21 protein-coding genes and 1 tRNA gene are annotated in these 24,897 nt (G+C 57.7%); 8 read left to right on the forward strand and 14 right to left on the reverse strand.

Features of this window, described 5'->3' with window-relative positions; translation table 11 throughout:
- Positions 1–15: 15 nt before the first annotated feature.
- From atpA to BFV97_RS13890, 4 genes are all read right to left on the reverse strand, one after another.
- The gene (gene atpA / locus BFV97_RS13875) at positions 16–1,551 is read right to left on the reverse strand and encodes a F0F1 ATP synthase subunit alpha (RefSeq protein ID WP_069300990.1); all 1,536 of its coding nucleotides are present in this window, start codon (positions 1,549–1,551) and stop codon (positions 16–18) included.
- Positions 1,551–2,111, reverse strand: a complete 561-nt coding sequence (locus BFV97_RS13880) for a F0F1 ATP synthase subunit delta (RefSeq protein WP_069301053.1) — start codon at positions 2,109–2,111, stop codon at positions 1,551–1,553. Before BFV97_RS13880 ends, atpA begins: the two co-directional genes overlap by 1 nt.
- 430 nt (positions 2,112–2,541) lie before the next feature.
- Positions 2,542–3,726, reverse strand: a complete 1,185-nt coding sequence (locus BFV97_RS13885; RefSeq protein WP_069300991.1) for a multidrug effflux MFS transporter — start codon at positions 3,724–3,726, stop codon at positions 2,542–2,544.
- A 116-nt stretch (positions 3,727–3,842) separates the two neighbouring features.
- On the reverse strand, positions 3,843–4,610 hold the full coding sequence (locus BFV97_RS13890) for a class I SAM-dependent methyltransferase (protein ID WP_069300992.1): 768 nt from the start codon (positions 4,608–4,610) through the stop codon (positions 3,843–3,845).
- 65 nt (positions 4,611–4,675) lie between these two features.
- On the opposite strand from BFV97_RS13890, the gene gloB reads away from it, so the two are divergent.
- The 4 genes from gloB to BFV97_RS13910 all read left to right on the forward strand — a co-directional run bounded on the left by gloB (position 4,676) and on the right by BFV97_RS13910 (position 10,204).
- On the forward strand, positions 4,676–5,443 hold the full coding sequence (gene gloB, locus BFV97_RS13895) for a hydroxyacylglutathione hydrolase (protein WP_069300993.1): 768 nt from the start codon (positions 4,676–4,678) through the stop codon (positions 5,441–5,443).
- 28 nt (positions 5,444–5,471) lie between these two features.
- A complete protein-coding gene (locus BFV97_RS13900; RefSeq protein ID WP_069300994.1) occupies positions 5,472–6,248 on the forward strand; it encodes a hypothetical protein in 777 nt (258 codons plus the stop codon).
- 260 nt (positions 6,249–6,508) lie between these two features.
- On the forward strand, positions 6,509–8,830 hold the full coding sequence (gene clpA, locus BFV97_RS13905; protein ID WP_069300995.1) for an ATP-dependent Clp protease ATP-binding subunit ClpA: 2,322 nt from the start codon (positions 6,509–6,511) through the stop codon (positions 8,828–8,830).
- Between the two features lie 138 nt (positions 8,831–8,968).
- Positions 8,969–10,204, forward strand: coding sequence for an adenylate/guanylate cyclase domain-containing protein (locus tag BFV97_RS13910; protein WP_083225651.1), 1,236 nt, complete (start codon positions 8,969–8,971; stop codon positions 10,202–10,204).
- A 15-nt stretch (positions 10,205–10,219) separates the two neighbouring features.
- On the opposite strand, the gene BFV97_RS13915 is transcribed toward BFV97_RS13910, so the two are convergent.
- A complete protein-coding gene (locus BFV97_RS13915) occupies positions 10,220–11,080 on the reverse strand; it encodes an N-formylglutamate amidohydrolase (RefSeq protein WP_069300997.1) in 861 nt (286 codons plus the stop codon).
- 129 nt (positions 11,081–11,209) lie between these two features.
- Here BFV97_RS13915 and BFV97_RS13920 point away from each other — a divergent pair.
- Positions 11,210–11,284, forward strand: a tRNA-Val gene (locus BFV97_RS13920).
- Between the two features lie 72 nt (positions 11,285–11,356).
- On the forward strand, positions 11,357–11,482 hold the full coding sequence (ykgO, locus tag BFV97_RS18455) for a type B 50S ribosomal protein L36 (protein WP_072746485.1): 126 nt from the start codon (positions 11,357–11,359) through the stop codon (positions 11,480–11,482).
- A gap of 92 nt (positions 11,483–11,574) precedes the next feature.
- Here ykgO and BFV97_RS13930 read toward each other — a convergent pair whose 3' ends face one another.
- The 8 genes from BFV97_RS13930 to BFV97_RS13965 all read right to left on the reverse strand — a co-directional run bounded on the left by BFV97_RS13930 (position 11,575) and on the right by BFV97_RS13965 (position 21,127).
- Complete coding sequence (locus BFV97_RS13930; protein ID WP_157888330.1) at positions 11,575–12,390, reverse strand: acyl-CoA thioesterase; 816 nt, start codon at positions 12,388–12,390, stop codon at positions 11,575–11,577.
- Between the two features lie 121 nt (positions 12,391–12,511).
- Positions 12,512–13,738 (reverse strand): phenylacetate--CoA ligase family protein, encoded by a 1,227-nt coding sequence (locus tag BFV97_RS13935; RefSeq protein ID WP_069301000.1) that lies wholly within the window; start codon positions 13,736–13,738, stop codon positions 12,512–12,514.
- A 90-nt stretch (positions 13,739–13,828) separates the two neighbouring features.
- Positions 13,829–14,650, reverse strand: a complete 822-nt coding sequence (locus BFV97_RS13940) for an ABC transporter ATP-binding protein (protein WP_069301001.1) — start codon at positions 14,648–14,650, stop codon at positions 13,829–13,831.
- A gap of 74 nt (positions 14,651–14,724) precedes the next feature.
- Positions 14,725–16,011 carry an ABC transporter substrate-binding protein gene (locus tag BFV97_RS13945; protein WP_069301002.1) on the reverse strand — a complete coding sequence of 429 codons (1,287 nt, stop codon included), beginning with the start codon at positions 16,009–16,011 and terminating at the stop codon, positions 14,725–14,727.
- 64 nt (positions 16,012–16,075) lie between these two features.
- Complete coding sequence (locus tag BFV97_RS13950) at positions 16,076–17,152, reverse strand: branched-chain amino acid ABC transporter permease (protein ID WP_069301003.1); 1,077 nt, start codon at positions 17,150–17,152, stop codon at positions 16,076–16,078.
- 94 nt (positions 17,153–17,246) lie between these two features.
- Positions 17,247–18,245: a branched-chain amino acid ABC transporter permease gene (locus BFV97_RS13955; protein WP_069301004.1), complete on the reverse strand. Its 999-nt coding sequence runs from the start codon at positions 18,243–18,245 to the stop codon at positions 17,247–17,249.
- Between the two features lie 36 nt (positions 18,246–18,281).
- Positions 18,282–19,091, reverse strand: coding sequence for an ABC transporter ATP-binding protein (locus tag BFV97_RS13960; protein ID WP_172827920.1), 810 nt, complete (start codon positions 19,089–19,091; stop codon positions 18,282–18,284).
- 2 nt (positions 19,092–19,093) lie between these two features.
- A complete protein-coding gene (locus tag BFV97_RS13965) occupies positions 19,094–21,127 on the reverse strand; it encodes an AMP-binding protein (protein ID WP_083225652.1) in 2,034 nt (677 codons plus the stop codon).
- A 134-nt stretch (positions 21,128–21,261) separates the two neighbouring features.
- Here BFV97_RS13965 and BFV97_RS13970 point away from each other — a divergent pair, with 134 nt between their 5' ends.
- Positions 21,262–23,193: a PAS-domain containing protein gene (locus tag BFV97_RS13970; protein WP_069301006.1), complete on the forward strand. Its 1,932-nt coding sequence runs from the start codon at positions 21,262–21,264 to the stop codon at positions 23,191–23,193.
- Complete coding sequence (locus tag BFV97_RS13975; RefSeq protein ID WP_069301007.1) at positions 23,190–23,906, forward strand: response regulator transcription factor; 717 nt, start codon at positions 23,190–23,192, stop codon at positions 23,904–23,906. The genes BFV97_RS13970 and BFV97_RS13975 overlap by 4 nt, the downstream gene beginning before the upstream one ends.
- Here the strand turns inward: BFV97_RS13975 and BFV97_RS13980 are convergent, their stop codons facing one another.
- On the reverse strand, positions 23,907–24,803 hold the full coding sequence (locus BFV97_RS13980) for a LysR family transcriptional regulator (RefSeq protein WP_069301008.1): 897 nt from the start codon (positions 24,801–24,803) through the stop codon (positions 23,907–23,909).
- Positions 24,804–24,897 lie beyond the last annotated feature (94 nt).

Genomic DNA, 24,897 nt, shown 5'->3' on the forward strand with positions numbered 1-24,897 from the left:
CCTAAGGGCCAATGTTTAAGCGAAGTCTTTTGCAAAGGCTTCGACGGCGGCTTTTACTTTTTCTTCGGCTTCGCCTTTGATCTTCGGGTCTTCTTTCGCAATGAAGTCCAGAACATCTTTGGCAGTACCGCGCATGTGCGCCAGCAGACCGTCTTCAAAGCGGCTAACGTCGCTTACCGCAATATTGTCCAGATAGCCGTTTGTACCGGCATAAAGAACAACAACGGTTTCCGCGTTTGTCAGCGGCGAGTACTGAGGCTGTTTCAGCAGCTCGGTCAGACGGGCGCCACGGTTCAGCAGGGCCTGTGTGGATGCGTCCAGATCAGAGCCGAACTGCGCAAAGGCAGCCATTTCACGATACTGGGCCAGTTCCAGTTTGATCGAACCCGCAACAGATTTCATCGCGTTTGTTTGTGCGGAGGAACCAACACGGGAAACGGACAGACCTGTGTTCAGCGCAGGACGGATACCTTGGTAGAACAGTTCGGTTTCAAGGAAGATCTGACCGTCTGTGATGGAGATCACGTTGGTCGGAATAAACGCAGAAACGTCGCCGCCCTGGGTTTCGATAACAGGCAGGGCTGTCAGGGAGCCGGAACCGTTTTCTTCGTTCATCTTCGCAGAGCGCTCCAGCAGACGGGAGTGCAGGTAGAAAACGTCACCCGGGTAAGCTTCACGCCCTGGTGGACGACGCAGAAGCAGGGACATCTGACGATAGGCCACAGCTTGCTTTGTAAGGTCATCATAGATCATCAGACCGTGCATGCCGTTTTCACGGAAGTATTCACCCATGGACGTCGCGGCATAAGGCGCGAGGAACTGCATAGGCGCAGGGTCGGATGCAGTCGCTGCAACAACGATGGAGTATTCAATCGCGCCTGTCTCTTCCAGCTTTTTCACCAGCTGGGCAACAGTGGAACGCTTTTGACCGATCGCAACGTAGATACAGAACAGTTTTTCTGAATCGTCTTTTGCAGCGTCGTTATAGGACTTCTGGTTCAGCATGGTATCAAGCGCGATGGCTGTCTTACCTGTCTGACGGTCCCCGATGATCAGCTCGCGCTGGCCACGGCCAACAGGGATCAGAGCGTCAACGGATTTCATACCTGTAAGCATCGGCTCGTGAACCGATTTACGCGGGATAATGCCCGGCGCTTTTACTTCGGCTTGTGCACGACGGGTCGCATTGATCGGACCCTTGCCGTCGATCGGGTTGCCCAGACCGTCTACAACGCGGCCCAGCAGCTCGGGACCAACAGGAACGTCCACGATAGAGTTCGTCCGCTTAACAACGTCGCCCTCTTTAATGTCGCGGTCGGAACCGAAGATAACAACACCAACGTTGTCACTTTCCAGGTTCAGCGCCATCCCGCGGATACCGCCGGGGAATTCAACCATCTCACCAGCCTGAACATTGTCCAGCCCGTGTACACGCGCGATACCATCACCCACGGACAGAACACGGCCAACTTCGGCCACTTCGGCTTCTTCGCCAAAGCTCTTGATCTGGTCCTTGAGGATCGCAGAGATTTCTGCAGCTTGGATACCCATTATCCGACCTCTTTCATTGCATTTTGAAGATTGGAGAGCTTGGATTTGATCGACGAATCAATCATCTTCGAGCCCACTTTAACGATCAAACCGCCGATGAGACTCTCATCAACGGTCACATTTACATTCACATCCTTGCCCACAGACGCCTTCAGCGTCTTGGTCAGTTTTTCTTCCTGTGCTTTGGTCAGCTTTCTGGCAGCTGTTACCTCTGCGCTGACTTCGCCTTTTTCGTCAGCGATCATACCTTTCACGGTATCAATCAACGCGGGCAGCACGAACAGGCGGCGCTTTTGCGCCATCAAGCCGAGCGTGTTCGCTACAGTTGAAGTCAGTTCCATTTTCTTGCCAATGGCGGCAACCGCAGCGGCCATCTCGTCACGTGTATAGACTGGGTTGGAGATCAGCTCGACAAAATCGGTGCTTTCCTCCAACGCTGCTGTCAACGCATCAAGATCTTTTTCCAAAGCGGGGAGTTCATTGGCCTCTTTGGCCAGCTCAAAGACAGCAGTGGCATAGCGCACGGCGATCCCTGACGATATCGAACCTTTGTCAGACACGAAAACCCTTCCGATTTTGTCTTGCCACCGCTCATCGGCGACATCAGATTTGCACAAGTCAGAGGCAAGCGAATGCCTGCCTCTTCAAATCAGCGCGGTGATAGCAAAGGTATCCCCGTCGCGCAACTAAGCATTACGCGGCGGCCCGCAGGGAATATGTAATAAGTTCAGCAACTTACCAAAAAACGCGACAATCTGCGCCCGTTTCGGCACTTTTTTTTGGTCGGGAAATGTCGATTCCGGACGAAATCCGTCTCAAATTTGTCGAATCCCGACGCGGTTTTCCCGTTTCAGGGCGATCCCCTGTCTCTAGCAGGGAAGCGATCCGCAGGATATGGGGCGTATTGAGGCGCTGTCAAACCGGCAAAAACACGCGGGGGCGGCCCGTTTCCGGTGCCGCCCCCGCAAGGTCACAGACCGCCCGCCCCTGTCAGGACGGTGCAGGCATCCGTTGCGGGCGGATCATAGATACACTCACACCCAGCGCCAGCACACCGCAAAGCGCAATTGCCGCCACCATCGGCAGGGCGGTTCCGTCAAAGAACGGCCCGACAAGTGTAACCATCAATCCGCCGGTCAGCATCTGCAACATGCCGCCAAGACTGGAAGCAAGGCCGGCAATCTCTCCGTGTTCTTCAAGCGCGAGCACCATCGTGGTCGGAATCACCAGCCCGAGAAAGGCGTTGGCGCAGAACAGCAACCCGACGAGAACATAAAGGTTCACCAGTCCGGCCAGCCCGAGCGCGAGCAGGAACAGCGTCGTTCCGGCAAAACCCAGCACCGCCAGACGCACCACCCGCACCATGCCCAAACGCTCTCCAATCGGGGCGGCCATTTGCGAGGCACCGAAAAAGCCGACCGCGTTGATGGCAAAGGCGATGCTAAAGCCGATGGGCGACAGTCCGAACTGGCCGGTGTAGACGAAGGATCCGCTGGCAATAAAGACAAAGAAAGACGCCATGCCAAAAGCTCCGACCAGTGTCAGCGCCATGAAACCGCGATCTGTCAGCAGCGTCTTGCAACCACGCAACAGATTCGCTCCGTTGACCTTGACCCGCTGATCCTGTGGCAAAGTCTCGGGCAGCGCAAACCGCGCCATCGCAAGGCTTGCACCGGCGGCCACTACAAAGACTGCGAACAGGGCGCGCCACTCTGTCACCAGCAGCAGCAGGCTACCCGCGAGGGGTGCCAGCATCGGGGACACGCTGATCACCAGCATGATCATCGCCATCAGCCGCGTACCATCATTGCCAGTGTAAAGGTCGCGCACAATGGCGCGGGGCAGCACCATGACGACCGCAGCACCCAGCCCCTGCACAAAGCGGAAGGCAGTCAGCCAGCCGATGGTCGGCGCCCAAAGACACCCGAGCGAGCCAAACACGAAAATAGCCAGCCCCGCATAGATCGGCAGCTTGCGCCCAACCTGATCGGACCACGGCCCGTAAATCAACTGGGACAGGCCAAAGGCCAGAAAGAAGGCGGTGATCGTGCCCTGAACCGCCGCAACAGAGGCGTTCAGGTCCTGCGCAATGCGCGGCAGGGCAGGCAGATACATATCAATTGCAAAAGGGCCGACAGCCGACATCAGGCCGAGAATAAGTGCGACGCGAAACATTGTTTCAATCCGTAACTGTTTGAATGCCCCCACCTACAGGGGCGGGGCGGGTCTTGCCAAGTCGTCGTCGCGGTCGATCGCCTGCCTGCTGACCAGTCCTGTCAGCAGCCGCGCCCCTAGCCGGCTGTCTCGCGGCCGCGCACCGGCTTGCCCACGGGTTTGGCGATCCCTTCCAATGCCTCAAGCGGGCGGCGCACAGCCTCGCCCAGCCCCGGACGGGTGGGGGCATGCACCTGTTTGGTCACTTCGATCATGACGGCACCGGCGGGCAGAATCCATGACAGCCTACTTCCGAAACGTTCAAACACCTGCGCCGAGCGCACCAGTGATGCACGGTGGCTGGGCGGCGGGAACAGGGCCGAAATCTGCCGCCCCGGAACAAACCCGTGCTTGCGCAACTGCGCTTCAAGCTGGCTAAAACTGTATGGCCGCCCGAAACCGAACGGCGTTTTGTCCCGCCGCGCCCAAAGACCCGAGCGGTTCGGCACCACAAACAGCGCCCGCCCGCCGGGACCAAGCACGCGCCAGATCTCGTCCAGCAGGTCCGCCTGACGTTCGCAGGTTTCCAACCCGTGCAGCACGATCAGCCGGTCAATGACCCCCGTTCCCATCGGCCACTGGGTTTCCTCGATCATCACGGAATGGTTGGGCAATCCGTCCGGCCAGGGCATCACCCCCTGTTGTCCGGGCATCAGGTTTAAGACACGGCGGCTGTCCGCCAGAAACGGGCGCAGCATCGGCCCTGCGAAACCAAAGCCCGCCACCGTCTGCCCTTGGGTATTGGGCCAGAGCGCAACAATCCTTTCGCGCAGCGCACGTTGGGCAATCCGCCCCAATTTGGTGCGGTAGTAGAAGGAATGGAGATCGACCACATCCAAGTGCATTGCATCACCCTGCAAGTTCGGCCAGACTAAACCGAAAGTTAAACCATATAGAGGAACACAAAACTATGCCCCTTGAGATCATTACAGTTCCTTGTTTGTCAGACAACTATGCCTTTGTCCTGCGCGAAACCGAAAGCGATCAGGTTGCGGTTGTAGATGTTCCCGAAGCGCAACCTATTCTCGATGTACTGAAGGAAAAGGGCTGGTCGCTGGACCACATCCTGCTGACCCACCACCACGACGATCATATCATGGGTGTAGAGGAACTGCGCAAGGAAACCGGTGCCTCTGTTTCGGGGGGCGCGCCGGATGCCTACCGCCTGCCCCCTCTGGATACGCAACTGTCGGACGGGGATGTGTTCCAGCTTGGCGCGGAATCCTGTCGTGTGATGGATGTGTCGGGCCACACGCTCGGCCATATCGCGTTTATCTTTGACGAAGCTCTGGCCGCATTCACCGCTGACAGTCTGATGGCATGGGGCTGCGGGCGGGTGTTTGAGGGCACGATGGAGCAGCAGTGGAATACCTTGCACAAGTTCCACACCCTGCCCCGCGCCATGACGATCTATTCCGGGCATGAATACACCACCAGTAACGGCAAATTCGCACTCACCATCGAGCCGGAGAACGAAAGCTACCACGCCCGTATGAAAGCGACCGAGGATGCCCGCGCCAAGGGGGAACCGACAGTGCCCTCCAATCTGGGGCTGGAACTGGCCACGAATCCCTTTTTGCGCGCCAATCACCCCAAGGTGAAGGCTGCCCTTGGCATGGAAAATGCCAGCGACGCAGAGGTTTTCGCGGAAATCCGCAGTCGTAAAGACAATTTTTGACATCTGATTTAGCAAAGAGACGAGAGACTTGGCCCTCAAAGACTGGTTTGAACCTAAAGACACCCACCCTGCCCCGCGCTCCGGTCCGGTGCGTGTGGGCTGGCTGCTGAACGAAACACGTTCCGGTGTGGTCTACTACCCGCCCGAGCGCATCCGCTCTGCCGAGGTGAACCGCAAACATGCGAAATCCGCCTCGCGCTGCCCGGCCATCATCAATATGGAGAGCCGCTACTTTATGATCCGCGTGCCCTATGACCTGCACCTGCGGTTTGTACGGGACGACAAGGGCAAGCCGGGTCTGCGCAACATGAACGGCGATGCCAGTCCGGTACGGGGCAACATCCTGTCCAAAAAACTGCATCTGACAGCGGAACATGAATGGCGTTATGCGGACAGGCCGACGGTGCAGATTTCCCTGCCCTATACCTTCATCGCGGATGAGCCGGTCTATATGACCCAGCTTTCCGCCTTCATGCATTATACCAAGACGCCACTGCCCGGCACGATCTTTGGCGGGCGTTTTGCGATCAACAACTGGCCGCGTCCCTTGATGTGGGCGTTTGAATGGCATGACATCGCGCAGGACTTGATCCTGAAACGGGGACAGCCGTGGTTCTATGTGCAGTTTGAAACCAACCCGCAGGACCGATCGGTGTCTATGGTAGAGGCACAACTGACGCCGGAACTTGAAGGTTTTATTGACCATACCTCCGCGGCAGTGAATTATGTAAATCAGTCGTTCTCCCTGTTCAAAGACGCTGAACGGGTGCGACCGGAGACTTTGCTGGTGCCGGTCAAACGCTAGGGCGGCACCAAAGACAAGGGCGCTCACAGCAGCGTGTAGCCGCTTTGCCCTTGAAACCGGACCGGATCGGAACCATTTTCGTCTGGTCCCGTAAAGATGCCCAAGGCCAAGCCGGAACGCGGCGCAAATGACTCTCTTGGCGCATTTTTACGGTTAATTTATGAAAAAAACCCTTGAAGGTTTCTTAAACTCACCGAAGTCTAAGTTATGGGGTTAACCAGCGTTTTCGGGGAACGCTGCAAAAATGAAAGTCGAGATCTATGCCATCTTTTTCGAGCAGCTTGGAAAATGCAATTCACGCAGCCTTAGGGCACGCCAATGACCGCAAGCATGAACTTGCCACGTTGGAACACCTTTTGCTGTCTCTGATCGACGAGACCGATGCCGCGCAGGTGATGCGCGCCTGCGAAGTCGATCTGGAAGGATTGCGCAGCACCCTTATCCAGTTCCTGGACACCGAACTTGACAGTCTGGTGTCTGAAATCGACGGGTCCGAAGCCGCGCCGACAACCGCCTTCCAGCGGGTGATCCAGCGTGCCGCGATCCATGTGCAGTCTTCGGGCCGCAACGAAGTCACCGGCGCCAATGTGCTGGTGGCGATCTTTGCGGAACGAGAAAGCCATGCGGCCTATTTCCTGCAGGAACAGGATATGACCCGCTATGATGCGGTGAATTACATCTCCCACGGCGTTGCCAAAGACCCGAGCTTTACCGACACCCGCTCTGTCACCGGATCGGAAGACATCGAAGACCTGAACTTTGAGGCGGATGAAGGCAGCAAGGAAGAAACCGCGCTGCAAAAATACTGCGTTGATCTGAACGCCAAAGCCGCCGCAGGGGATATTGACCCACTGATCGGGCGCGATCACGAAGTGGAACGCTGCATTCAGGTGCTCTGTCGCCGCCGCAAGAACAACCCGATTCTGGTGGGCGATCCCGGTGTGGGCAAAACCGCCATCGCGGAAGGTCTGGCCAATAAGATCATCAAGGGTGAAACCCCCGAAATTCTGTCCGGCGCCACAATCTATTCCCTTGATATGGGCGCATTGCTGGCAGGCACCCGCTATCGCGGTGACTTTGAGGAACGCCTCAAAGCGGTGATGACCGAAATGGAGGAACATAAAGATGCGGTTCTATTCATCGACGAAATCCACACCGTGATCGGTGCCGGTGCCACTTCGGGTGGCGCGATGGATGCTTCCAATCTGCTGAAGCCTGCGCTGCAAGGCGGAAAGCTGCGCTGCATGGGATCCACAACCTATAAGGAATACCGCCAGCACTTTGAAAAGGACCGCGCCCTGTCGCGCCGGTTCCAGAAGATCGACGTGAACGAGCCTTCGGTAGAAGATGCGGTGAAAATCCTGCAAGGGTTGAAACCCCATTTTGAGGACCATCACCAAATCACATATACCCCCGAAGCGATCCGCACCGCGGTAGAACTGTCCGCCCGCTACATCCACGACCGCAAGCTGCCCGACAAGGCAATCGACGTGATCGACGAGGCGGGTGCGCATCAGCACATCATCCCCGAGGATAAGCGGACCAGTCAGATCGACGTGGCCGAGATTGAGGAAGTCGTGGCAAAAATCGCCCGCATCCCGCCGAAAACCGTCTCCAAGGACGATGCCGAAGTGCTGCGGGATCTGGAATCGAGCCTCAAGCGTGTGGTCTTTGGACAAGACCCTGCAATCGAGGCGCTGACCTCTGCGATCAAACTGTCCCGTGCCGGTCTGCGCGAACCCGAAAAGCCAATCGGCAACTATCTGTTCGCCGGCCCGACAGGTGTAGGTAAAACCGAAGTGGCCAAGCAACTTGCCGATACGCTGGGTGTAGAATTGCTGCGCTTTGACATGTCGGAATACATGGAGAAACACGCGATCTCCCGTCTGATCGGTGCGCCTCCGGGTTATGTCGGTTTTGATCAGGGCGGTCTGCTGACGGACGGTGTGGACAAGACCCCGCATTGTGTCCTGCTGCTGGACGAGGTGGAGAAAGCCCACCCCGATGTGTTCAACATTCTGTTGCAGGTGATGGATCACGGCAAGCTGACAGACCATAACGGTCGGACAACCGACTTCCGCAATGTGGTGTTGATCATGACGTCCAACGCCGGTGCGGCTGATGCGGCGCGTGCGCCCATCGGCTTTGGTCGGGACCGCCGCGAAGGGGAAGACACTGCCGCGATTGAAAAGCTGTTCACGCCGGAATTCCGCAACCGTCTGGATGCGATCATTTCCTTCGCACCGCTCGGCAAAAAGACCATCTCCAAAGTTGTGGACAAATTTATCCTGCAACTGGAAGCTCAGCTTATGGACCGCAACGTGGTGTTCGAACTGACACCGGCGGCCTCTGCATGGCTTGGTGAGAAAGGCTATGACGATAAAATGGGGGCGCGGCCTCTGGCCCGTGTCATTCAGGAACACGTCAAAAAGCCGCTGGCCGAGGAACTGTTGTTTGGCAAACTGACCAAGGGTGGACTGGTGAAGGTCTCGGTCAAGGATGGCAAGCTGGAACTGAAGATGGAGCCACCGGAAAAGCGGCGCATCCCCAAATCCAAACCGCCTTTGCTAACGGCAGATTGATCGCGCGGGAAAATTCCGTGAAAACACTGTGAAATCCGCCGTGTTTCCAGCTTTTTAGCAAAAGTTGCTTGTACACTAACTACCCTTACGTCAACATGACGTGAGGGTATTTTTTTTTCATGTATTAATGGTGACAAAGTGGGCGATGCACTGAAATCGTTCCTGCTTGGCTGGATCTCTTTTGGCACGGAGAAATTCGAAGGACCGGCAAAGCGGCGGATTATTATGACCAACATTCTTGTAATGTTGATCACAGCGCTTGCCATACCTCATGCCCTGCTCTTTGCGCTCTATGACGCAGAGGCTTTGTGGATACCGATCTGCCTGACCCTGTTCTGCGCCATCGCCTTTCAACTGACACCCTTGCTGCACGCCTCCAACCCTTATGCGGGGGGGCTTTACAATCTGTCGCTCTGGCTGGCCTTCGCCACTACGATTGCATGGATGTTCTCTGCCCGCTCCGGTGTGCATTTTTACCTGCTGGCGGGCGCGACCACAGCGATCGCCATTTTCGGAATCCGGCAGAACCCGCTGTCGATCCTCTCGATCCTGCTGGGGCTGGCCTGTTTCATCATTGCAGACCGCAACTTTGTCCAGCCCGCCCCCTTTATTGTCGTCTCTGACGGGTTTCTCGATGTATTCTACTACCTTTCCATTCCCACGGCGATGCTGTTCATCTTTTGTATGGTCTTTTACGGCTTCAAACAGGCCAGTCTGGCCGAGGAAGCCTTGCAGAAGGAATATGAATACTCCGAGGCCCTGCTCGCCAATATGCTGCCCGGCCCGATTGCCGCGCAGCTAAAGCGCAATCCCGGCCGCACCATCGCGGACAGCCACGAAGAGGCGACGATCCTTTTTGCCGATATTGTCGGCTTCACCCCCCGCGCCTGCCACCAGAGCCCCGACCTGCTGGTAAAGTTCCTCAACCAGTTGTTCACCCGCTTTGACGAGTTGGCCAACCGCCACGGACTGGAAAAGATCAAAACCCTTGGCGATGCCTTTATGGTCGCAGGCGGCATGCCCGAACCCCAGCCCGACCACGCCGAACGGGTGGCCCGTATGGCGCTCGACATGATCGAAGAAACCCACAAGTTTTCCGTCGAGATGGGAGAGCAGATCGAACTGCGGATCGGCATTCACACAGGGCCGGTGGTGGCCGGTGTAATCGGCACGAAAAAGCCGTTTTACGATGTCTGGGGCGACACGGTGAACACCGCTGCGCGGCTGGAAACCTTCGGAACCAATGGCAAAATCCAGGTGACAGCAGAGACCAAGGCGATTCTGGAATCGCAATTCAATTTTGCCGAACGGGGCAAGGTCAGCATCAAGGGCAAGGGCGATCTGGATCTGTGGTATCTGGAGGGCCTGCGCTAGTCCTCCTCCGACGTGCTATTCGGCGGCCATCTGCATCGGCCAGCTGGTCATCTCGCAAATCTGCGCCGCGACTTTACTCAGGCTTTTGCGCACATCATCAAACTGGTCGCTTTTCGTGACAGTCTTTTCGTTCAGGTACAACGAACGGTCGATCTCGATCTGTAGACAATGCTGCCCCGAACTCGGCCGCCCGTAAGCCTGCGCGATATAGGCCCCCGCAAAAGGCGTGTTCCGCGCCACCCGAAAGCCTTCCTGTTTCAAAAAGCTTTCGATCTCTTCCACAAAGAGATTGTCACAGGAGGAGCCGAACCGATCTCCGAGCACAATATCCGGCGAGCGTCCGAACACCCCCGAGACATTGGCCACGGCCTCATGGGGCATCGAATGGCAATCCACCAGCAGAACCTGTCCAAAGGCCGCACGGGCGGTGCGCAGCAGATCTGCAAGCTGGGCATGATAAGGGGTGTAGTACCGCTCCAGCCGCGTCTGAGCCTGCGCCATAGTGATCTTGCCGCTGATCAGGGCACGCCCTTCTGACACCACACGGGGAATCACCCCCAGCCCCGAGGCAACACGGGGATTACCCTTAGAGGCGCGGACGCCCTCAATCGCCGCAGCGTCCAGTTCTTCGATACCTCGATTTAGATCCACATAGGCCCGCGGCGCAGAGGCACAGAGCAGGGGCGCCCCGAAATCCGTCGCCGCCCTGAAAAGATCATCCACGAAAGCATCTTCCGAACTGCGAATCGCGACCGGATCCAGAACTGATTCTTCCAAAAACGCCGCCGGATAGTCCCGCCCGCTGTGCGGAGAGGAAAAAACCGTCCCGCAGGTAATGGTTTCGGGCAGATGCAGGTGGTATTCTACAGGGGTCATGGCGGTCTCTCTTGTTAACAACTGATACCATTACGCGAATTGAGATGCAAAACCTCTTGAACCCGTCCGCGAACCCGCCTATAGACCGCGAACACGAATTTCTGTCAGCTTCGACAGATGCTTGGATTCGGGCGTATAGCTCAGCGGGAGAGCACTTCGTTGACATCGAAGGGGTCACTGGTTCAATCCCAGTTACGCCCACCATTCCCCCCTCGGGGTCTGGTATAACCGAAACAAAATGGCGCCTCCCCGCGCGCCGCGAAAAAGGAGAAGGCCATGAAGGTCAAAAACTCGCTCCGCTCGCTCAAAGCGCGCCACCGGGATTGCCGTGTGGTTCGTCGTAAGGGCCGCGTATATGTGATCAACAAAACCCAGCGTCGCTTTAAAGCACGTCAGGGTTAAGTTTCTGACACACGTCATTCAAAAGGCCGCAGCACTCGCTGCGGCCTTTTGCTTTTGTGAAGATGGTCAGGCGTATCGCAGCCCCCTAGGGCCTACTGGCGATACCATACAAGCTGCGTACCGGTCGCCAGCACCTTACCGTCCGTAGACCAGAGCTGCATCTGCTGGTCGTGGAAATTCCCCTGAAACCGCATCGCATCCGCGACCCCCAGAACCGGCGCTGCGCCTTGCGCTTTTATATCCGCCTGATTCGCCAGAAAATGCGTGGTGATGGACACCGATCCCATCGGCTGCATGGTGCCGCGCACGTGCAAAAGACGCAGGAAGAAACTGTCCGCAAGGGCCGCCAGCGACAGATAGTCAAGCGGGCGTGGCGGGTTGTCTCCGACCCAAACCTCGGTGCGGGTCTGGCCAAATTCCTCTTTCGGCTTGCCCGTCCAGTCCGGCAGGCCCTTCACAAAACCAAAGCGGTAGCGCTCCAGCCACTTCAAAGGCCCGCGCCCGTCGCTCATCCCGACAGACTCGGCTGTGGGAACATCCGGCATGGTCACAGGTTGATAGGCAAAGGTCTCTGCGCGCTGGCCGCAGACAACAGTTGCGGTGGCACAGATCCGCCCCTCCTGCAGCAGCTCAAGGCTCCAGTGCTGGGTGTATTTTCCGGTACGACAAAGCTTTGAAACGATCTCAAAACCGCCTGTCCCCATCGCGGACAGCAGGTTGATGGTCATAGACACAGGATCACCCTGACAGCGGGTATCGCTTAGCACGGCGTTCAAGACCGTCGCCGTAGTTGCGCCGCCGAAAGAGCCGACCATATTGGCATAATCCGGCGCAGGCGCACCATTCCAGACGCCAGTGTCTGTGGCAGTCAAAGCGGTGGCGCGGTCAAAAGGGTGGGTATCCGGCATGGCAGTGTCCATCTGTTGGGCAAGCGGAACCCCCCGCCTGCAACGTTTCTCCCTTCGCTATAACAACGGTCGGGACATCGGACAATTCGGACACCACGTCACCCTGAAGGGCGGTCAGGCGTCAGTCATAGCTGCGCTGGTCGTCGATCACCTTGCCATCGTTTGGCAGGCTGCCGGGCGCTTGTAACGCCACTCGCCCCCGCAGTTTGAGCACATCGCGCACCGAAGCCTCTATCTGTGCCGCATCCGCGCCGCTCTCCGCCTCGCAGAGCACCGTCATACTGTCGGACTCCCCGTCACGGCCCACAACCACACGAACCTTGGAGACTTCGTCATGCCGTGCAACCAGATCGGCCACCTGTTCGGGGCGCACAAACATCCCCTTGATCTTGGCCGTCTGGTCGGCACGGCCCATCCAGCCCTTGATGCGCCTATTGGTGCGCCCGCAGGGGGATTGCCCCGCCAGCACCGCGCTCATGTCGCCGGTGGCAAACCGGATCAGCGGGTAATCGGGGTTGAGCGTGGTCACAACCACCTCGCCCACCTCCCCTTCCGCCACAGGGTTGCCAGTGCCCGGCGTGACGATCTCTACGATCACGCCTTCGTCCACAATCATCCCTTCCATCGCCGGCGTCTCATAGGCGATAGACCCCAGATCCGCCGTGCCGTAGCCCTGCAAACAGGCGATGCCACGATCCGCATATTCGGCCCGCAGGCTCGGGAACAGGGCACCGCCACCGACCACGGCCTTTTTCAAACGGCTCAGGTCCACGCCCGTCTCAGCCGCTTTGTCGAGGATCACCTTCAAATAATCAGGTGTGCCGGTATAAGCCGTCACCCCCAGCGCCGCCGCAGCTTGTACCTGCAATTCGGTCTGGCCGGTGCCTGCGGGCAAAACAGTTGCGCCCACCGCCGCAGCCCCGTTTTCAAACATCATCCCCGCAGGGGTCAGATGGTAAGAAAAGCAGTTCTGCACCACATCCCCTTTGCCCACACCCGCCGCAAACAATCCGCGCCCCATGCGCCACCAGTCACGCCCGCGCATACCCGGTTCATAGATCGGACCGGGGGATTGAAATACATGGTCAAACCCCGCAACGCCGTGCGCGGCATAGCCACCAAACGGCGGCCGCGATTTCTGCGCTGCCACCAGATCGGATTTGCGCAGAACTGGCAGTTTGGCCAGTGCAGCCATATCCACCACCTGCGCCGCATCCACATCCGCCAGCGCCGCGCCGTAGCCTTTGGCATTGGCCTGCGCCTGTGCGATCTGGCTCGGAAGGGCCTTGGCCAGATCCGATGCCCGCTGGTCTGCGCTGCGTGTTTCCAACTCGTCATAAAATGCCATCAGGCTGCCCTCTTCCACCCCGCGACCCGAAAGGTGCGGCTTCAATGTTCCTAAAATACTCAATCCCCCGTCACGCCGCAGCGCGTCCGATCAGCTGAGCCAGCGTTTGCGGCGGCGGTAGCTGCGTACATCGCGAAAGGATTTGCGTCCGTCATCCGACATACCGAGATAGAATTCCTTCACGTCCGGATTTTCCCGCAACTCGGCAGCAGGACCGTCCATCACCACGCGACCGCTTTCCAGAATATACCCGTAATGGGCAAATCGCAGCGCGACGTTGGTATTCTGCTCTGCCAGCAGGAAGGACACGCCCTCTTGCTCGTTAAGGCTCTTCACAATACCGAAAATCTCTTCCACCAGTTGCGGCGCCAGCCCCATTGACGGCTCGTCCAGCAACACAGTTTCAGGCTTTGACATCAGGGCGCGGCCAATGGCCACCATTTGTTGCTCCCCGCCCGAAGTGTACCCCGCCTGCGACTTGCGCCGCTCTTTCAGACGCGGGAAATAGGTGTAGACCAGATCCAGATCCTGCGCGAGCTGTGCGCGCGAAATATTACGGGTATAGCTGCCGGTCAGAAGGTTTTCCTCAACGGTCAGATGCTCGAAACAATGCCGCCCTTCCATCACCTGAATAACACCACGCCGCACCAGTTCGGCAGGGGACAGATCAGCGACAGGGTCATCACGGTAGAGAATCGACCCTTTGGTCACTTCACCCCGCTCCGAATGCAGAAGGTTGGAAATCGCCTTGAGCGTCGTGGTCTTGCCCGCGCCATTCCCGCCAAGCAGCGCTGTGATCCCGCCTTTTGGTACGGACAGGCTCACCCCTTTCAGGACAAGGATGACGTGATTGTAGATCACTTCGATGTTGTTGACCTCTAACAGGGTCTCGGTTTTGCCAGCGTCCAGCATCGTTCACTTCCAAGCTTTTGCATTTGGGTCCACCGGGCGGGACACTCCGCCCGGTGATTGTTCTTCGTCCGGCCTTAGTTGCAGCGGGACTCGATGTTGTTTTCCTTGGCGTAGGCTTCGGAATCTTCCTTGATCAGCGCATCAATCACTTCGCCGTCTGTCGGTTTGAAGTCCGAAATCAGCGACCATGTTTTTGCTGTGGCATCCCACTGGGCAACACCCACAAGACCGTCACCGCCGTGGTTTTCACAGGTCACTTTGAACTCGGGGCCAAAACCGCCCAGACCAAGGCTTTCCATCCGCGCTTCGGTGATTTCCAGACCTTCCATCGCATCGCGCAGATCGCCCGCTGTGATGTCGGATTTGCCAGTGGCCGCCTGTGCATCCTTGATCGCCTCTACAGCCAGCATCGCGGCATAAAGACCACGGTTATAGAGAACCGAACCAACTGTATCGCCAGACCCCGCAGCCTTGCCTGCATCAACAACATATTTCTGAATGTCGTCATAAACAGGGAAGTCGCTGCCAACACCGTGGAAGGTTACAGCTTTGTAGCCATCCGCAGCCGCACCGGCAGGCAGAACGTCATGATCCGCACCGGACCACCAGATGCCAATGAAGTTTTCCATCGGAAAGCGCACGTTGGCTGCTTCCTGAACCGCAACCTGATTCATCACGCCCCAGCCCCACATCAGAACATAGTCGGGCTTTTCGCGGCGAATTTGCAGCCACTGGGATTTCTGTTCCTGACCGGGGTGGTCAACAGGCAGAAGAGTCAGTTTGAAGCCGTGCTTCTTGCCCAGTTCTTCCAACGTGCGAATCGGCTCCTTGCCGAAGGCAGAGTTGTGATAGACCAGCGCAATGGTTTTGCCGTTGATGTCATTGTTGTTGGTTTCCAGCAGATAGTTGATCATGCCGGAAGCGCCATCCCAGTAGTTCGCAGGATAGTTGAACACATGGCTGAACACATCGCCGTTCTTGGCCGATGTACGACCGTACCCTAGCGTGTGAACCGGAATGTCATCCGCAGTCGCTTTCGGGATCAGCTGGTAGGTGATACCTGTAGACAGCGGTTCATACACCAGCGCACCTTCGCCTTTTGTGGCCTCATAGCACTCGACACCTTTTTCGGTGTTATAGCCGGTTTCACATTCCGGCATGGTGATCTTCTCGCCACCGACACCGCCGTCACGCTCGTTGATCAGCGTCAGATAATCCGCATATCCGTCTGCAAACGGAATGCCACCGGCAGCGTAAGGCCCGGTGCGGTAGCTCAGCGACGGGACCACCAGATCCGCCATCACCGGCGCCGCAGTAATGACAGCCGCCACGGCTGCTGCTGCAAGTTTCGTAAACTTCATGTGTTCTATCCTCCCAAGGTTTTGACACAGTGAACACCCCCTGAAGGGCGCATTAAAATTGGCCTTAGTGCGGGAAAGGCCAAAGTCTCAGTTTCTCTTTGGCCAGACGCCACAATTGCGCCAGACCATGCGGTTCCAAAATAAGGAACACGATGATCAGCCCGCCCACGATCACAAATTCGAAATGGGCCGCCAGATCGGTCGCCCAGCCAAGCTGTCCGACCATAACGTTTTTCAGCAGAACCGGCATCAGCACCATAAAGGCAGCGCCTGCGAAGGATCCGAAGATGGACCCGAGCCCGCCGATGATCACCATAAACAGGATGATAAAGGATTTACCGATCCCGAAAGCCTCACCCACTTCCACAGCGCCAAGGTAAAGCACGAAGAACATCGCCCCGCTGACCCCGACATAAAAGGAACTGATGGCAAAGGCGGACAGTTTTGCAGTCATCGGGTTCACCCCGATGATCTCGGCGGCGATGTCCATATCGCGGATCGCCATCCATTTGCGCCCCAATGACCCGCGGGTCAGGTTGCGCGCAATCACCGCCAGCACCACAACAAAGATCAGCGCCACCAGATAAACCGCCCAAGCATGGGTTTCAGCGCCCGTCACCGCATAGCCAAAGACCGTCCGTTCCGGCGCGTTGATCTGGCCGGAGGCGGAATAGTTGTAGAACCACGGCACCTTGTTAAACAGCCAGACCAGAAAGAACTGCGCCGCCAGTGTCGCCACCGCCAGATAAAAGCCTTTGATCCGCAAGCTTGGCAGGCCGAACAGAATGCCGACCGCCGCCGTCACAAACCCTGACAGCAGGATAACAGAGAATATATCCATCCCCGGAAAAGAGGTCATGAACTTGTAGCAGGCATAGGCCCCCACCGCCATAAACCCGCCGCTGCCAAGGCTCACCTGTCCGCAGTACCCCGTCAGTATGTTCAGCCCGATGGCCGCAACCGAATAGATCAGGAAGGGCAACACCACCGCATTCAGCCAGTAGTCGTTGATGATGAAGGGCACCACCAGAAAGGCAAAGGCCAGAACAGCCCAGTAGCGGTAGCGGTCGAACTTGATCGGGAACGTCTGGCTGTCGTCCGCATACGTCGTCTTGAAATCACCAGCTTCACGATAAAACATCAGCGCTGCCCCTTTTGTATTCTGCGACCACCGGTCTTCTTCTGTCTAAAAATATCCCCGCCGGAGGCTCCGGCATTTGCGAAAAGCTGCATCGTCAAACCCTTTCGATGATCTTGTCGCCGAACAGACCCTGTGGCCGGAAGACGAGAAAGACGAGGGCGAGCATATAGGCGAACCAGTTCTCGGTGGCGCCGCCAAGGAAAGGCGCACCGATCAGGAATTCGAACATCTTTTCCCCCACACCGATGATCAGACCACCGACAATCGCTCCGGGGATGGATGTGAACCCGCCCAGCATCAGCACCGGCAACGCTTTGAGCGCGATCAGCGACAAAGAGAACTGCACCCCTGATTTGGAACCCCACATGATCCCCGCGACCAGCGCGATGAAACCAGCGATGGACCAGACCACGACCCAGATGAACCGCAGGGAAATCCCGACCGAAAGTGCCGCCTGATGGTCATCCGCCACAGCCCGCAACGCGCGGCCGGTTTTGGTGTACTGAGAGAACAACACCAGCGACAGAACCAGAAGCCCCGCAAAGACCGCAGCCACAATATCCAGACTGTCCAGATAGAAGCCGTAGAAATCATCGCCCCCCAGGAAGGCGGTGTTTTCCTCGATCCACAGGTTGCCGCCCTGCGGGATACCCACGTCCAGTTTCTTGATCTCGGAGCCCCACATCAGGTCCCCGAAACCTTCCATGAAATAGGCCAGCCCGATGGTCGCCATGAACAGGATAATATCGGGCTGGTTCACAAGATGGCGCAGGATATATCGTTCCACCACAATGGCCAGGATCACCATCACACCCGCTGTCAGGAGGATTGCCAGCAGAGCCGGCAAATGCCAGCCGAAATGGTGGACCTGTGTGCCAAAGATCGAGTTGATCAGATGGGCGAAAGGCACCTGTCCATCTTGCAAGCCCACAAGGGTCAGCGCGGCGAACAGTGCCATAACCCCTTGGGCATAATTGAAAATTCCGGATGACTTGAAGATCAGCACAAACCCGAGCGCCACCAGCGAATAGAGCACGCCCGTCATCAACCCGTTGAGGAAAACCTCTGTCCCGTAATAAAAACCGGCGCTCATTGGATCGTCTCCGCTTTGTCTTTGCTTGTCGTATAATCAGTCATGGGCCACCCCCAGATAGGCATCAATCACGTCCTGATTGTTGCGCACTTCATCAGGTGAACCGTCACCGATCTTCTTGCCGTAATCCATCACCACCACACGGTCAGCGATGTCCATCACCACGCCCATATCGTGTTCGATCAAGGCGATTGTGGTGCCAAATTCGTCGTTCACGTCCAGAATAAAGCGGCTCATGTCCTCTTTTTCCTCGACGTTCATCCCTGCCATCGGTTCATCCAGCAGCAGCAGTTTGGGCTCGGCGGCCAGCGCACGGCCCAGTTCCACCCGCTTTTGCAAACCATAGGGCAACCGGCCCACCGGCGTTTTGCGGATCGACTGGATTTCCAGAAAGTCGATCACCTTCTCCACCACTTCGCGGTTTTCGGTTTCTTCCTTCTCCGCCGGTCCCCACCACATCGCCTGTTTCAGAATGCCGGTTTTCATATGGGTCAGACGTCCGGTCATGATATTGTCGAGCGTGGACATGCCGCTGAACAGCGCGATGTTCTGGAAAGTTCGCGCGATGCCTTGCTTGGCAATCTGGTGCGGCTTCATCGGGCCGCGCTTCTTGCCATGGAACCAGACCTCGCCTTCTTGCGGGTGATAAAATCCGTTCATCACGTTCAGCATGGAAGATTTCCCCGCCCCGTTCGGGCCGATAATCGCGCGGATTTCACCTTCGCGAATATCAAAAGAAATATCGGTGATCGCCTTCACGCCGCCAAACCGCAGGGTGATGTTCTTCATTTCCATGACCTGCCCGCCAATGGTGCGGCCGTCGGGTGTTTGGTATGTCTCTGCCATAGTCATTCCGCTGCTATCCTTTGCGCAGCCGTCGGGAACACTTTTGCATCCCGCAGTTCCAGCGTTGCCTTGATGGAGCCTTTGCGCCCGTCTTCATATGTCACTTCGGTCTCGGTGGAGATTTTCTCCGACCCGTCATAAAGCGCGTCGATGATGTCCTTGAACTTGTCCTCGATGATGCGGCGGCGCACTTTCTGGGTGCGGGTCAGCTCTCCGTCATCCGCATCCAGTTGCTTGTGCAGAATACAGAAGCGGTGGACCTGACAGCCCGACAGCATTTCGTCTTCCGCAACCGATTTATTCACCGCCTCAACGTGTTCCTGCACCGTGGCCAGCACCTGCGGATGCCCTGCCAGTTCCTGATAGGAGGAATAGGCAATGTTGTTCCGCTCGGCCCAGTTGCCGACCGATGACAGGTCGATATTGATGAAAGCACAGCACTTTTCGCGGTTGTTGCCAAAGACCACCGCTTCGAGAATATTGGGATAGAACTTCAGCTTGTTCTCAACATATTTCGGCGCGAACATGCTGCCGTCTGCCATTTTGCCCACGTCTTTGGCGCGGTCGATAATGCGCAGATGGCCGCTGTCTTTCTCAATAAAGCCCGCGTCCCCTGTGGCTACCCAGCCTTCGGGGTCTTTGGTGTCAGCGGTGCTTTCAGGATTCTTGTAATATTCCACAAAGGCACCGGGAGAGCGGTAGAACACCTCTCCGGTTTCGGAAATCTTCAGTTCTACACCCGGTGCAGGCACACCTACCGTATCGGCACGCACCTCTCCGTCCGGCTGTACGGTCACAAAGACCGAAGCCTCTGTCTGGCCGTAAAGCTGTTTGAGGTTAATCCCGAGCGAGCGGTAAAAGTCGAAAATCTCCGGCCCGATAGCCTCCCCCGCGGTATAGCCCACCCGCGTGCGGCTGAGCCCGAGTGTGTTTTTCAGCGGGCCATAGACCAGAATATTGCCCAGCGCGTATTTCATCCGCTCGCCAAAAGTCACGGGCTTGCCGTCCAGAAGTTTCGGACCGACCTCGCGGGCGAAATCCATGTATTTCTTGAACATGCGCTGCTTCATCGGTGACGCATCTTCCATACGGATCATCACATTGGTCAGCAGACCTTCGAAATAGCGCGGCGGCGCAAAGAAATAGGTCGGGCCGATTTCCCGCAGGTCCGCCTGCATTGTCTCGGGGCTTTCTGGACAGGCTACGCAAAAGCCGGTCCAATAGCCCTGCCCCACGGTAAAGATAAAATCCCCGACCCATGCCATCGGCAGATAGGCCAGCACACGGTCATCCACGTTCAGATTGTCGAACTCCGACGCGGCCTGACCGGATTTCACGATATTGCGGTTGGACAGAACCACCCCTTTGGGGCGTCCGGTCGTTCCGGACGTATACAGCATCACGCAGGTGGTATCGAAATCCTGCGTCGCCAGACGGGCGTCCAGCTCTGCCTGCAGACCGCTTGCGCGGCCCTTGGCCTGTACTTCCTTGTAGTCGTGCAGCTTGGTGCGGTCGTATTTCCGCATCCCGCGCGGATCAAGATAGATGACCTGCTCCAGCATGTTCAGGCTTTCCTGCACTTCCAGAACCTTGTCCACCTGCTCCTGATCTTCCGCGATGACAAAGCGGGCGGAACAATGATCAAGCACATAAGCCATCTCTTCGGCCACGGCATCCCGATACAGCGGCACAGGCACCGCACCGCAGGACTGAACCGCAACCATCGCCCAATAGAAATAGGGACGGTTGCGCCCGATAATGGCCACGTGATCCCCCTCGGCCAGCCCCATATCCAGCAGGCCCAGCGCCAGAGCGTTGATTTCGTCGGCAACCTGTTTCCAGTTCCAGCTTTGCCAGATGCCAAATTCTTTTTCGCGGTAGGCGGGTTTGTCGCCGTAGACAGACGCATTTCGCGCCAGAAGGCGCGGAATCGTATTGAGCTCACCTGTCGGTGTCGGTCCAGATGTCACAGAATGTCCTCCCAGTTGCCCGTTCCACGGTTTCCCGAATGTGGCGAGCGTGTGCGCAGGGTCCATGATTCCCCGCACCTCATCATTGATTGCTCTATGCTTGCGGTCAAAATTATTCTCAAATTTTGCTAGATTGTATCAAATTGTAACAAGCCCATTCTTCGCTGGATTTCCGCGCTACGGCTCTGCTAGCGATAGGCATGACGGATCAAACCACCACACAGATGATGCGCTCGGGGCTGAACCTGATCGGACAGGCCCTGACAATCTACGACGCGGATCTGAAACTCGCGGTGTCAAACCGCCGCTTTCAAGAGATGTTCGGCCTGCCCGACCATCTGGTAGAAACCGGCGCCCGCTTTCGCGAAACCATCGAATATCTCGCCTCCCGCGGGGAATATGGTCAGGTGGATAACGTGGCCGAATTTGTCCAGTTGCGGGTGGATCAGGCGCGGGATTTTGAACCCCATTATATGGAGCGCCAGCGGGCCAACGGGGACTGGATTTCGGTAGAGGGCAGTCCCTTGCGTACCGGCGGCTGGGTGACGGTCTATACCGATATTACCCAGATCAAGCGACAAGAGGCGATGTTGCGCTCTGAGGGCGAGAAGCTTTCGGCGGATCTGATCACGCGCTCCGAGGAACTGACCGAAACCAACCGCAGGCTGGCCGCAACCAACAGCGCACTGGAAGAGGCCAAGCGCGACCTGATGGACGCCGAGGCCCGCGCCCGCGTCACAGCGGAAATGACCCCCGCCCATATCGCCCACGTGGATCGCAACAAGATTTACACCTATTCCAACCGCAAATTGTTCGAAGTGATCGGCGCCTCCCCCCGTGACATTATTGGGCTTAGCACCAAAGAAGCGTTGGGACCGGATGCCCACCGCCTGATCGACCCGATGTTTGACAAAGCCCTGAGCGGCGAAGCCAATGTCAGTGAATTCGATCTTTTTGAAGGCACCCGCCGCGTGCGCGCTGCCTTTACCCCCGACATTGATCCAGACGGCCATATCGTTGGCGCTTATGTGCTGTCTATGGACATCACCGCCGAGGCACAGGCCCGTGCCGCGCTGCAACAAACCCGCAAACGGGAACTGGCCGCGCAACTGACCAGCGGGCTGGCCCATGATTTCGCCAATCTGCTGACCGTGATCCTCGGGCTTCAGGGACAGTTGGAACGTATGGGGAATTTGCCCCCCGCAGCCGCCGAAGCCATTGCCACCACCAAGGCGGCAGCCTTGCGGGGCGGGGCATTGCTGGACAAGCTTTCGGATGTGTCGGGCCGTCGTGCGCTGTCTGTTTCGGCTGTGCGGCTTGATGCGCTGTTTGACGATCTGTTCGCGCTTGCCAAGGCTGCGCTGCCGGAAACTATCACGCTAAGTTTGCAAAATGAGGGCATCGACCGCCCTGTCATGCTGGATCGGGGGTTTATGCAGGACGGGTTGCTGAACCTTGTCCTGAATGCACGGGATGCAATTCTGGGCAGCGGTCGGAACAGCGGCGCGATCTCTATCGCCGCCCGGTTGCGCGGCACCACATGGATCGAATTTCAGGTCCGTGATACCGGACCCGGCTTTTCCGACGAAGGGTTAAACAATGCGCTCGATCCGTTCTTTACCTCCAAAGCCTCTGAAGGTTCCGGCCTGGGGCTGACAATGGTCTATGATTTCGCCCAGCTTTCCGGCGGGCGCGTGCGGATCAGCAACCGCAGCCGCGGCGGTGCTGAAGTGACCGTGCAACTGCCGCTGCGCTTTGGTTCGCTGACCTCGGGTCTTGGCATGGTGCTACTGGTGGAAGACAAGGAAGACTTGCGCATCCAGACCCGCGAAATGCTGCGCTCTATGGGGCATGTGGTGCTGGAAACCGACAATGCCGAAGAGGCCCTGTCGCTGTCTCAGGTGCAGGGCATCAGTCACGTTCTCTCGGACATCATGCTCGGAGCGGGGATGACAGGGCTCGACATGGCGCGGGCGCTGCTGGATACAGGGGTTAATGTTCCGGTTATCATGATGACGGGCCTTCCCGCCGACGATCCCGTCCGCCAACAGGCCGAAGCCCAGTTTCCGCTGGTCAACAAACCTTTTACTGCGGCGCAACTGGCCGAAAAATTTGACGAGGTTCAGGCATGAGCACCCCCCCATCCGCCCCGCTGGTCACAATTCTGGACGATGAACCGCAAATCCGCCTGATGCTGGCCGACGCCCTTGAAGCCGCCGGATTTCGCACCGCCGGTTTCGGACGGGCTACGGAATTTGAAGCGGCAATGGCCGGAATGAACCCGGACATCTGTCTGGTGGATCTTGGCCTGCCGGATAAGGACGGGCTGGCGCTGGTGCATCGGTTGGCCACCAATCTGGGCGCCGCCATTATCATCATTTCGGGGCGCAACCAGGTGCAAGACAAGATCACGGGGCTGGAGCTGGGGGCAGATGATTATATCATCAAACCCTTTGATCCCGCCGAGGTGGTCGCCCGCGCCCGCGCCCTAATGCGCCGCGGCCGCACAGCGCCCGCCGCCAAGTCCCGCATTGCCCGCTTTGCCGGCTGGTCCGCGGATTTCGACCAGTTTCTGCTCCAATCCGAAGACGGCGCGCCGACCCCTTTCAGCCATGCAGAAGGCGAAGTCCTGCGCCTGTTTCTTGAATCTCCGAACCGTCTGATCACCCGTGCGCAAATGCAGGAACTGCTGGGCGGCGAGGCCGGCGACAGCTTTGACCGCGCAATGGATGTGCGCGTCTCGCGCCTGCGCACCAAACTGCGGGACGATCCGAAAAATCCCAAGCTGATCAAGACGATCTATGGCGCCGGATATATCTTTCTGGGCGATGTGCAGTGGCAGTAATTAGCCCCGCATCGCCAGCTCTCTGATCCGGGCCACCAGTTGATCAAGCAGGCAAGACTGCGCCAGAACCGGACTGCGCCACAGGGTCAGGTTCAACGCAAGCGGCACCTTTACCGGCAGAACCGGTACCAGTTCGCCCCGCGCCAGCAAAGGCGCCACCAGCGTCTGATGCCCCATCAAGACCCCGCCCCCGTTCACCGCTTCGCGCACAGCCACACTATAGAGCGAATAACTTGGCCCCGTACCGCTGTAGCTCTGATCCGGAAACGCTGCCTGCGCCCAGCGTGTCCAGTCATCCGGCCAGAACTGGTCCGAAATATGGGGCAGCGCCATCAGGTCATCAAATCCGGTCACATCCTGCGCCAGCGCCGGCGCACACACCGGCAGCAGATGATCCGGCCCCGCCAGCAGGATCGCGCCCTCGTCTTCTGCGGCCGCGCCGAAGAATATGCTCAGATCAAACGGCTCTCGCGCCAGATTGGGCGGCGTCTCCATTGCAGTGACGGAAATCCGCGCATCAGGAATAGCGCGGCGCAGTTCCGGCATCCATTCCGCCAGCAACAGTTGCGCGACACTGGGCAGGGTCGCAATATTCAGGCTCTTGGGCGCTGCCAGACTGCGCAACCGCTGGCTTGCCGCACTGATCCCGTCAAAGGCGGCGGTAAACTCCGGCAGCACCTGCTGCCCCAGAGACGACAGGCTGACCCCTTTGGCATGCCGCACAAACAGCGCCCCGCCGCACCATCCTTCCAAAGCCTTAACATGCTGTGCCACCGCCCCCGCCGAGACATTCAACTCTGCCGCGGCCTGTTTGAATCCCCCAAGACGCGCGGCGGATTCAAACGCCCGCAATGCGTTCAACGAGGGCAGTGAAGGTCGGGGAGGATTGACAGCCATGATGCAGACCCAGTTTTTCTAGGCCTATCCCATAGCAATTCTGATTTGTAAAGGAAAGCAACGGATCCCATTCTGGCGAAAATACGAAACAGGA

The sequence above is a fragment of the Neptunicoccus sediminis genome, from assembly GCF_001719615.1.
Taxonomy (GTDB): Bacteria; Pseudomonadota; Alphaproteobacteria; order Rhodobacterales; family Rhodobacteraceae; genus Amylibacter; species Amylibacter sediminis.

What these genes read in the sequence shown, in the direction of transcription:
- BFV97_RS13885 (WP_069300991.1), bottom strand. Translation starts at nt 3,726, where the DNA reads ATGTTTCGCGTCGCACTTATTCTCGGCCTGATGTCGGCTGTCGGCCCT.
- BFV97_RS13945 (WP_069301002.1), bottom strand. Translation starts at nt 16,011, where the DNA reads ATGAAGTTTACGAAACTTGCAGCAGCAGCCGTGGCGGCTGTCATTACT.
- gloB (WP_069300993.1), top strand. Translation starts at nt 4,676, where the DNA reads ATGCCCCTTGAGATCATTACAGTTCCTTGTTTGTCAGACAACTATGCC.
- BFV97_RS13980 (WP_069301008.1), bottom strand. Translation starts at nt 24,803, where the DNA reads ATGGCTGTCAATCCTCCCCGACCTTCACTGCCCTCGTTGAACGCATTG.
- clpA (WP_069300995.1), top strand. Translation starts at nt 6,509, where the DNA reads ATGCCATCTTTTTCGAGCAGCTTGGAAAATGCAATTCACGCAGCCTTA.
- BFV97_RS13950 (WP_069301003.1), bottom strand. Translation starts at nt 17,152, where the DNA reads ATGTTTTATCGTGAAGCTGGTGATTTCAAGACGACGTATGCGGACGAC.
- ykgO (WP_072746485.1), top strand. Translation starts at nt 11,357, where the DNA reads ATGAAGGTCAAAAACTCGCTCCGCTCGCTCAAAGCGCGCCACCGGGAT.
- BFV97_RS13975 (WP_069301007.1), top strand. Translation starts at nt 23,190, where the DNA reads ATGAGCACCCCCCCATCCGCCCCGCTGGTCACAATTCTGGACGATGAA.
- BFV97_RS13930 (WP_157888330.1), bottom strand. Translation starts at nt 12,390, where the DNA reads ATGCCGGATACCCACCCTTTTGACCGCGCCACCGCTTTGACTGCCACA.
- BFV97_RS13965 (WP_083225652.1), bottom strand. Translation starts at nt 21,127, where the DNA reads ATGGACCCTGCGCACACGCTCGCCACATTCGGGAAACCGTGGAACGGG.
- BFV97_RS13970 (WP_069301006.1), top strand. Translation starts at nt 21,262, where the DNA reads ATGACGGATCAAACCACCACACAGATGATGCGCTCGGGGCTGAACCTG.
- BFV97_RS13960 (WP_172827920.1), bottom strand. Translation starts at nt 19,091, where the DNA reads ATGGCAGAGACATACCAAACACCCGACGGCCGCACCATTGGCGGGCAG.
- BFV97_RS13955 (WP_069301004.1), bottom strand. Translation starts at nt 18,245, where the DNA reads ATGAGCGCCGGTTTTTATTACGGGACAGAGGTTTTCCTCAACGGGTTG.
- atpA (WP_069300990.1), bottom strand. Translation starts at nt 1,551, where the DNA reads ATGGGTATCCAAGCTGCAGAAATCTCTGCGATCCTCAAGGACCAGATC.
- BFV97_RS13890 (WP_069300992.1), bottom strand. Translation starts at nt 4,610, where the DNA reads ATGCACTTGGATGTGGTCGATCTCCATTCCTTCTACTACCGCACCAAA.
- BFV97_RS13940 (WP_069301001.1), bottom strand. Translation starts at nt 14,650, where the DNA reads ATGCTGGACGCTGGCAAAACCGAGACCCTGTTAGAGGTCAACAACATC.
- BFV97_RS13915 (WP_069300997.1), bottom strand. Translation starts at nt 11,080, where the DNA reads ATGACCCCTGTAGAATACCACCTGCATCTGCCCGAAACCATTACCTGC.
- BFV97_RS13935 (WP_069301000.1), bottom strand. Translation starts at nt 13,738, where the DNA reads ATGGCATTTTATGACGAGTTGGAAACACGCAGCGCAGACCAGCGGGCA.